Origin of the sequence: Bartonella sp. AU18XJBT (assembly GCF_028618595.1) — a bacterium.
GTDB lineage: Bacteria > Pseudomonadota > Alphaproteobacteria > Rhizobiales > Rhizobiaceae > Bartonella.
Genome location: NZ_JAQITE010000048.1, coordinates 1 through 8,688 on the forward strand (window position 1 = coordinate 1; position 8,688 = coordinate 8,688).

10 protein-coding genes are annotated in these 8,688 nt (G+C 40.1%); 8 read left to right on the forward strand and 2 right to left on the reverse strand.

Annotated elements, in window-relative coordinates; all coding sequences use genetic code 11:
- On the forward strand, positions 1-271 hold a 271-nt coding region (locus PVV60_RS08760), incomplete at its 5' end, for a hypothetical protein (protein ID WP_273724346.1).
- A gap of 32 nt (positions 272-303) precedes the next feature.
- Here the strand turns inward: PVV60_RS08760 and PVV60_RS08765 are convergent.
- Positions 304-588, reverse strand: coding sequence for an addiction module antidote protein (locus PVV60_RS08765; protein ID WP_273724347.1), 285 nt, complete (start codon positions 586-588; stop codon positions 304-306).
- Positions 569-880: a type II toxin-antitoxin system RelE/ParE family toxin gene (locus tag PVV60_RS08770; protein ID WP_273724349.1), complete on the reverse strand. Its 312-nt coding sequence runs from the start codon at positions 878-880 to the stop codon at positions 569-571. The genes PVV60_RS08765 and PVV60_RS08770 overlap by 20 nt, the downstream gene beginning before the upstream one ends.
- Positions 881-945: 65 nt before the next feature.
- Between PVV60_RS08770 and PVV60_RS08775 the strand changes: the two genes are divergently transcribed.
- The 7 genes from PVV60_RS08775 to PVV60_RS08805 all read left to right on the forward strand — a co-directional run.
- The gene (locus tag PVV60_RS08775; RefSeq protein ID WP_273724351.1) at positions 946-1,653 is read left to right on the forward strand and encodes a hypothetical protein; all 708 of its coding nucleotides are present in this window, start codon (positions 946-948) and stop codon (positions 1,651-1,653) included.
- 1 nt (position 1,654) lies between these two features.
- Positions 1,655-3,112 carry a hypothetical protein gene (locus PVV60_RS08780; RefSeq protein WP_273724353.1) on the forward strand — a complete coding sequence of 486 codons (1,458 nt, stop codon included), beginning with the start codon at positions 1,655-1,657 and terminating at the stop codon, positions 3,110-3,112.
- Complete coding sequence (locus PVV60_RS08785; RefSeq protein WP_273724355.1) at positions 3,112-3,537, forward strand: hypothetical protein; 426 nt, start codon at positions 3,112-3,114, stop codon at positions 3,535-3,537. The genes PVV60_RS08780 and PVV60_RS08785 overlap by 1 nt, the downstream gene beginning before the upstream one ends.
- Before the next feature lies 1 nt (position 3,538).
- Positions 3,539-4,423 (forward strand): hypothetical protein, encoded by an 885-nt coding sequence (locus PVV60_RS08790; protein ID WP_273724357.1) that lies wholly within the window; start codon positions 3,539-3,541, stop codon positions 4,421-4,423.
- A gap of 11 nt (positions 4,424-4,434) precedes the next feature.
- The gene (locus PVV60_RS08795) at positions 4,435-5,952 is read left to right on the forward strand and encodes a hypothetical protein (RefSeq protein WP_273724359.1); all 1,518 of its coding nucleotides are present in this window, start codon (positions 4,435-4,437) and stop codon (positions 5,950-5,952) included.
- 13 nt (positions 5,953-5,965) lie between these two features.
- Positions 5,966-8,155, forward strand: a complete 2,190-nt coding sequence (locus PVV60_RS08800) for a hypothetical protein (protein WP_273724361.1) — start codon at positions 5,966-5,968, stop codon at positions 8,153-8,155.
- 37 nt (positions 8,156-8,192) lie between these two features.
- The coding region (locus PVV60_RS08805) for a transglycosylase SLT domain-containing protein (protein WP_273724363.1) at positions 8,193-8,688 on the forward strand (496 nt) is incomplete at its 3' end.

Below are 8,688 nucleotides of genomic sequence, written 5' to 3' on the forward strand. Positions count from 1 at the left end.
AGGCACTCTCCCTCGTGGTGCTTTAATAACATCAATCAAGGCGTTTATTAAGACGGCGTTTTCGGACACAAAGGTCAAAATAGGCAGCACTGCTGGCGGCAATGAGTTTGGTGAGTTAGAGATCAAACAAGCTGGTATTAAAGCAGCGACAATTTCTAATCAGAAGGAGTTTGTTCCCTCTGATAAAGAGGTCACGCTTTATGCGAAAGCCGATAAAACAGTCCAAGCTGGTCAAGCAAGTATCGTCGTTGAATTTGTAACCAATCACTGAAATTGAAGGGAGAGATCTATTAACTCTCCTTTTTATGAAGTAGCAGATTGTACCGAGAGTTGTAAATTAAGGGCAGATAAGACAGCGACTAAGGTAGAAAGTTTAGGATCACCAGTCTTACTTAAGGAGCGATATAAACCACTGCGTTCACGATTGGTTTCTTTTGCTAAGGCTCTCATATTTTGAGCACGTGCAACAATACCAAGGGCATCTGCTATATGAGAGGCATCACCAGTTTTGAAGGCTTCATTTAAAAAGAATTCTTGAGATTCTGGAGTTGTGAGGTGTTTTTCAAAGTTAAAGGTTTTCAATTTCATTTTTAAGATCCTCTAAAATAGATAAGGCTTTTTGAATATCATTAGATTGTGTGGATTTATTACCACCCCAAAGCAATATAACGATTTTATCGCCTTTTTTTGTGAAATAAACTCGATACCCAGCACCATAGTGGATACGCAATTCACCTATGCCATTAAAAAACTTCGCATCACCCAAAAGTCCTAAACGAATTCTATGAAGTCTTGTAAGAATTATATCTGCAGCTTTTCTGTCTTTAAGCTTTTCTAACCATTCATCGAATTCATCTGTTGTTTTTATTATCGCTACCATTAGTGCACTATAATGCACATGATGTATAATGTCAATAATAATATTTTTCACAGAAAGGTATTCTGATGACGCGTCATTATATTCGGGTCAAGACAGGCAGCCCAATACCGGCTAGTCAAAATGTTTATCGTCATAGAAAAACGCTTTCCCACCTCGTGTCAGTTATCCAAGATGAGATTGATGATATTACGGACGAGTATGTAGCACAAATCCAAGAAAGTATTTTTGCTGCTATTCGTTTTTGTGAGAGGGAGACTTTTTACTTTAACGAAAGCCGTGATGTGATGTTTCAAACGCGGGCGGGGCAAGGAGTTTATGATGCAAGCGATACCCGTCCTATTGAAACAGCTGTGAAAATCAAAAGGGTTTATCTTAAGTCCAATGAACATCATAAGCTTGAATTAGAGCGGAGAAGTCCTTTTGCTCTAGAACCTTTGTTGACATCAGAACAGCAAGGAACGCCGGTTTGTTACAGTTATTTTGATAGGAAATTACATCTTTATCCCACACCGGATAGAGCCTACCAGATTCAACTCATTCTCTCTCCATTGCGTTTATCAGAGATAGAGAGTGTCGATGAGGAGCACCCATGGTTTGTGCACGCGTTTGATTTGATCAAAGCGCGTGCAAAATATGAACTGTACAAGAATATTCTTAAAGAACCCGATTGTGCAGCCGCCGCTTACAATGACTTTACCGAGCAATTGCATGAATTGCGTGCAGAGACGTCCAAACGTCAGAACGTCACCCGAATAATTCCAACGGATTTCTAATATGGTTTATTTTCCAATCGCTGATTACAGACCAGATGTTTCGGTCGTCAATGGTAGTTTTACAGATACGCTTGTGAATGTTTTACCCGCCGATGGGTGTTACATTCCCATGCCTAGTGCAACGGTTGTGTCTCATCCTTTGGAAGAAAAGCCGTTGGGGTGCATAGCGTTTAGAAGTGGCAATGGTGTTAAGATAATCGTAGGAGGAGCCAAAAAGCTTTACAGTTATGATAGTCAAACGAAGGGTTGGAAAGATATCAGTCAAAGTGGTGTGACGTATCATGCACATGAGGATAATCAATGGTCTTTCGCCTTGTTTGGTCAAAGAATTATAGCGGTGAATAAAAATGATAAACCGCAAGTTTTCAATACTCATAGTTCTGAACGGTTTGAAGATTTAGGAGGCAATCCACCGAAAGCCAGTTTGGTTAAGGTTTGGGGACCCTTTGTTTGTTTGATGCAATTGACAGATTATCCCAATCGCATCCATTGGTCTGGTTTAGATGATGCAACCCATTGGAAGGTTAAAGAGAAAAATTGCGATTTTCAAGATTTTCCGGATGGAGAATATATTCAAGGATCTACGGAAACCACCAATCCCCTTATTTTTATGCGTTCTGCTATTTATGCTGGAACCTTTGTTCCGGGTTCGAAGATTGTATTCAGTTTTCAAAAGATACAAGACAAGCGAGGAGCCCGCAGTGCAGCCTCTATAGCATGTCGTGGGAGTGATGCTTTTTTTGTTAGTGATGGTGGCTTTTATCAGATGAGTGCTGATGGTCAACTTTTGCCGATAGGCTTTGAGAAAGTTGATAGAACGGTTTTTAAAACCTTTGATAAGTTTGCTCTTGATGAGATGCAAGGGGTTATAGACCCCGTTGATAACCGGATTTACTGGTCCCTAAAGAGAGGCAATAACGAGCAAACGACCTTTGTCTATGATTGGGGATTACAGAAATGGTCGACGCTACAGGGGAAGCCTTTCACATTGTTTCCAGTGTTTACGACAGGGTATACTTTAGAACAGTTAGATGAGATTTCGATCAATCTTGAGGGATTACCTGCTTCTTTAGACAGCCCCCGTTGGCAAAGTGGCGCCCCAATGCTTGGTGCTTTTGATGAAAACAATTGTCTTGTTATGTTTACAGGGGCGCCCATGGAGGCAACGGTTGTTTCGCAAGAGATGGGGGCACCGGATGGAAATTTTAACTTTATCACAAAAATGTTTGCCGAAGTTGATACGACGCAAGGTCTTTTAAGTATCGGAGAACGTCGTCTTCGCAATCATCAGACGCCGATCACATGGCACAAGGAGAGAGAATGTTCCTATGCTACGGGTGCTTATCACGGTCGTTCACGCAATCGTTATCACCGCTTTAAATTGCGCATTCCTAAAGATGAACCTTGGACGGCAATTACGGGCTTTAACGTGGATTTACGTCCTTTAGGCAGAGGGTAATGGCAAAAGTCTTTTTGACCACGTCTTGGGATATGGAGCGTATAGCGCCCTATCTGAAAGACATTATTGAATCCTTTAGAGAGTATGTGGAACGTTTCAAACATGAAATCACGTTGCAAGAGCTTATTGAAGCGATTTGCAGTGGCAAGAAACAGTTATGGCTTGTTTTGAATGATGACGAGCGCTTTTTAGCGGCATTCACAACCCAGATACAGCAGACAGTTTTAGGAAAGAAGCGCGCTCTGATTTGTGAATGTAGCGGCAAGGGTGTTCTTGATCAAGTTGACAATTTGACATTTGTAGAGGATTGGGCGCGTGAGAATGGTGCTTCTGAAATGGAGATCTTGGGTCGTTTAGGCTGGAAACGTGCCCTGAACAAACAAGGCTATGGCATAGATATGCTTTATTATAGGAAGGAATTGTGACATGGGGAGTAGTAGACCAGCAACGACAGAACAGAAACAGGTACAAACAAGCGCCCCTCCTGCTTGGATGGAGAATGTATTTAAGCGAGGTGGTAGGGATGCGTATAACATGTATGACACAGGGATGGGGGGTAATGTGTATGGGGGAGCGCGTGTTGCGCCGTTGAGTTATCAAACGCGCTATGGAATTGGTGGACTTGGCAGCATACCTCAGCATTATCAAAACCGTTCTTTGATGAATACAATCTACAACCCAACGTCAGCAGCGAGCAATCTTGGAAGAGTTGCTTCTGGTGATATGGTTGGACAGAATCCCTCTTTTAATGCCGCCCTTCAAAATAGCTTAGACCGTGTCAGAGATACGATTAACAGCTCTTTTGCGGGTGCAGGTCGTTATGGTTCTGGTGCACATACAGGTGTCTTGGCAAATGAACTTGGTGCTTTGTCTACAAGCGCTACAGCAGATCAATATAATCGTGATGCGGACCGCATGATGCAAGCCAATGCCATGATAGACCAAGCCAATCAAAATCAATTGGGCGCCTCAAATAACTTCTTACAGGGTTATGGGAATGCCTATTCCAATGCCATACAAGGGGGAGGTGTGCTTGATGCTCACAATCAACGCCTTGTTGATGCCAATCGCGAACGTTGGCTGGAACAAGACAATAGCGGCTGGAATAGGTTGAATATGCTTATGAACGCCGGTCATGGTTTTGCAAGAAATTACGGCACGACAACAGGTAACAACACATCTTCTCTGATGCCAGGCAATGATCCTTGGAAGAATTTTGCGACAGTAGCAAATCTAGCGACAAGTTTTATGGGGATTCCTGATATTTCTAAACCTTTTGGCGCATTGTTAGGTAAAAAATTTGGTGTATAGGAAAGAAAGAAATGGAAAAAAGTTCTTGGTTCAATAACCTTTCGCGTTTTTTTATTCCTCCTGATCAAGGTGAGCATCCTTTAGTTAGGATGTCTAGAATAGGAGCAGATGGTTTAATACAAAATAGTGCACATCTCCCACCTACAGTACAACGTGCTAGAAGAACATGGTCTACAGTTCAAGAAGAAAGAGAACGCCAAAAGCGTGAAGAGATCTATGGTCGAAAGCTGTTAGGAATGGTTATTCCAAAGATTGGTGAGAGACCATTTGAAAAAATGAATATGTTGCAGAGAGTAATACAGCAGCATCAAGGTCCCGTTGTTCCTAGTGCGATTTCTATTAATCAACCGTTTGATACGGGTTCTCTTTCTTCTCTTAACGTAGGTTCTGTAGTTCCTGATGGAATCTATCATGATAAGAAAGAGCCCTATACGGTTCCTGAAGCAGAAGCGCAAATGCCACTTGGCGTAGGTAATCACCCACCACTCCCTAATGCACAAGAGATTAATCAACTTACGCCTATAGAAGAGGCAACTTCAACACAACCGTCACAAACTTCTCCAGTAGATACTCGAACTGGTTTTGAAAAGTTTGTCGAGTCGGATTTTTATAAAAAGCTTCAAGATCTTTTTGCAGGTATGTCAGCAGCGCCCTCGGGTGGTTCTGGTTGGGATACGCTCGCAAGCGGTGTGAAGCATCTTAATGAAGGGGATAAACAAAGAGGGCAGGTTAACCAGACTGTCGAATACCTAAAATCTAAAGGCTATAGTGAAGAAGAAGCTGCTATTATGGCACGTAATCCTCAAATGCTTAATGGGTTGTTTACACAAGGAATGAATGCACGTTCTAGTTCTCAACAAATAGATAATACACCACCTAAATTTTCTCCTGATTACTATGGTGTTTTTAATCCTGAGACTAAACAGTGGGAAGCAAAGGTTACTAAAGGAAGTAAGACATATGAGGAAAAAAAAGAAAAGCTTACAAAGCAAAAACAATTTTTTAAATCTGAATTAGTTAGTCAGAATACTAATATTAGGTTACTTGAGAATACAGAAAAACTAGTTCGATCTACATTAACTGGTATAAATATATTAGCACCAATATTTTCAATATTATCTTCAACTGACGCTTCAATATTAAAGTCAAATATTGAAGCGGTTAGAAAGAATCTTGCACGTGATACTTTGGAGGAAATGAAACAGAAGTCACCAAATGGAGCGTCAGGGTATGGAAATATGAATATACAAGAATTTACATCATTACAGACCCGTTTGGGAAATTTAGATACAAACCTGAGGCGAGATATATTGTTAGAAGAAATTATAGCTGTAAAAGAGGCAGTGTTGAAGGCAAGGAGTAATACACAAAAACTTTTAAATAATTTGAACACTGAATATAATCATTTTCTATCATTGCCTATTTTACCTATTTCACAATTTACACATGTAAAAAATAAAGATGATGAGGATAGATTGTCTAAAGGTGAAATGTTTGTAGATGACGGTGGTTACATAAGAAACAAGTGAAAGAGAAATTGATATGGGATATGTACCTTATTCTCCTGTTATTGGCCATATTTCAGATAAAGACATAATGGAAAAAATTCAAGCGGCATTGTATAAAAATAGCAGCCAGCAGATGAGTAATTATACACCTTATTCTCCTATCATTGGCCATATTTCAGATAAAGATATAATGGAAAAAATTTGGAATGCACAAAATAGCTATACAGGGGTTACACAGCATCCAGAAGAAACACAAAAGTTAGAAGAAGAATATCCTACTGAAAATATTTCGATGTGGGATGCTCTCAGAAGCTCTACTGCAGAAGGACTTACAGCAAACTTTAGTGATGAGCTTCAAGGTTTGTTTTCCCACTTATCAGGAGGCAATTATGATGAGGCTGTAAAGAAGGCACGCGCTTATCAGAGGGCAGTACATAGAGCATATCCTTGGTTATCATTTGGTGGAAATTTTATAGGGTCTATTTTACCATTGATAGCGACGGGGGGAGTGCCGTTAATTGCGAGTAGGTTAGGGTTAGCAGCATTTGGAGCTAGAAAAGCTAGTTTGTTTCCCCGTCTTGTAGGTGAAGCAATAGGTATTCCAGGAAAAGATTTAGGTCTTAAAACAGCGGTGAGATCAGGTGCATTATCAGGAGCGTTATCAGGAGTTGGAAGTGGTGTAGGATGGGGAGATTCTATAGATAGTGGGATAAATAATGCTGCAATTGGAAGTGTAGCGTCTCCATTTCTCTCTATCGTAGGTTCTTTTGCTGGGAGAGGGTATAATGCTATCGTCAATGCAGGAAAGAAAGCTCCAGATGGTTTTTCTAAGAGAGATTTACGGAATATTGCTAGTTATGCATATCATTCGGGGATAAAAAACCTACCAGATACTCTTGCAAAAAGTGGTTCTGAAGCACGTCTTAGTGATATTATTCCAGGATTTAAAAATCATATTTATGGTATAGTTCAAAACAATAGGATGCTTCATGAGCAGCTTAATGAAGAGCTTGGTAAAAGAGCAGCTGGAATTTCAGGACGAATGGGCAAAGCTCTAGATGAAAACTTTATCAAAAGAAAGGGAAGTGGAGATCTTGAAGATGCTTTAGAAGAGTCAGTAAACAAATCTACTTCGACTCTGGATGCAGGACAGCTTCAAAAAGCTTTTGATAATATAGGTAGTATAAAGTCACAACCATTATATGATACAGCATTAAGTACTGCTTTAAAGCCTGAACACCAAAAAAAGGTGCAACAGTTAATGGAGCATTCACATTTTAAGAAAGCTTACGAAGAAGCTACGCAAGATGTCAATAATCGAAAAATTACGGATGCGGCGTATGTACAAAAATATCCTGATTCTATAATGGATATTCTTCACCGAACCAAAGTAAAGATTAGCAATCAGATTCAACGTGATAATCTAAATGGTATAGACACTGCGGATCTTGTTTCACTTGAAAAGTATATTATAAAGTTGCTAGAGGACATTTCAGGGGATTATAAGACAGCAAGGGAGGTTTTTGCCTCTTATAAAGATCTCTCTAAAGCTATAAAAGAAGGATACGATTCTTTGAGTTCTTCTGTTTCTATCAATGAGGCTCTGAATAAAAGTAATCTATATCAAAGTAAAGGTAAAGTGTCATCTGTTGGTGATAGAGCTCCGTCATTCGAAGATGCTTATAAATTAGGCACAAGAAGTAAGATTGATGATGAAATGTTCAATTCTAGCGATAAGTTAGAATATTATAAAAATCTTTTCAACACAGACAGCTATGTAGAAAAACTAAAATCTCTTTTTGGTGAAGATGCTGTAAAGAGACTAAAGGACGCTTTTGAGTACGAACAATTGTATAATAAAACCTATAAGGGAATTCCAGAGCTAAGAGATAGAGCACGCCCAAAACTTTTTCAAGGGTTTAAAGAATATAAAGATATTGGGCAATTTCCGCATGCTGTTGTAAGAATACTAAAAAATGCACACAGGATGACAACAAGCCAGAAAAATCTAAAAGCTCTCCAGAAACTAGATAAAAAAATGCTAGAGCTCGATTCTTTAAAAGTAGGGGGATATAATAACAAACAAGTAGCAAAAATTATTCAAGATTTCATTAATGATTATGAAAAAGGACTTGTAAACAATGATATTGCAAAACGCTTTCATGCTTCTTTATCTCGATTAATGTGGGGAATGATGACAGCGGGATCTAGGAATTCTGAGTAATGCAATAGTGATATCAACAATGGGGAAAGCTAACAAAATGACTAGCTATTATAATCCTTCCGTAGATCAAGCGATACGTCAGACAGCAGCGCGTTATGGCTTGCCCGAAAGCTATTTGTACCGTGTTGCGCAAGTGGAAAGTGGTGGCAATCCCAATGCAAGGAATCCACGTTCATCTGCGGGTGGTTTGTATCAATTTATAGACAGCACAGCCAAACAATATGGTTTGCAAGACCGTTTTGACCCTATGCAGGCAGCCGATGCCATGGGGCGGTTGACCCTTGACAATCGTAATCATTTAAGCCGTGTTTTGGGAAGAGCGCCTACTGATGCGGAATTGTATTTAGCCCATCAACAAGGGGCAGGTGGAGCAGCCCGTCTTTTACAAAATCCCCATGCCAATGCGGCGCAAATTGTTGGCAGCAATGCGGTTGGTTTGAATGGTGGTAACAGCGGCATGCGTGCAAGTGATTTTGTTAACCGTGTGTTACAGATGTACGGAGGACAGCCTTATCGAGCAAGTCCTACAGCGC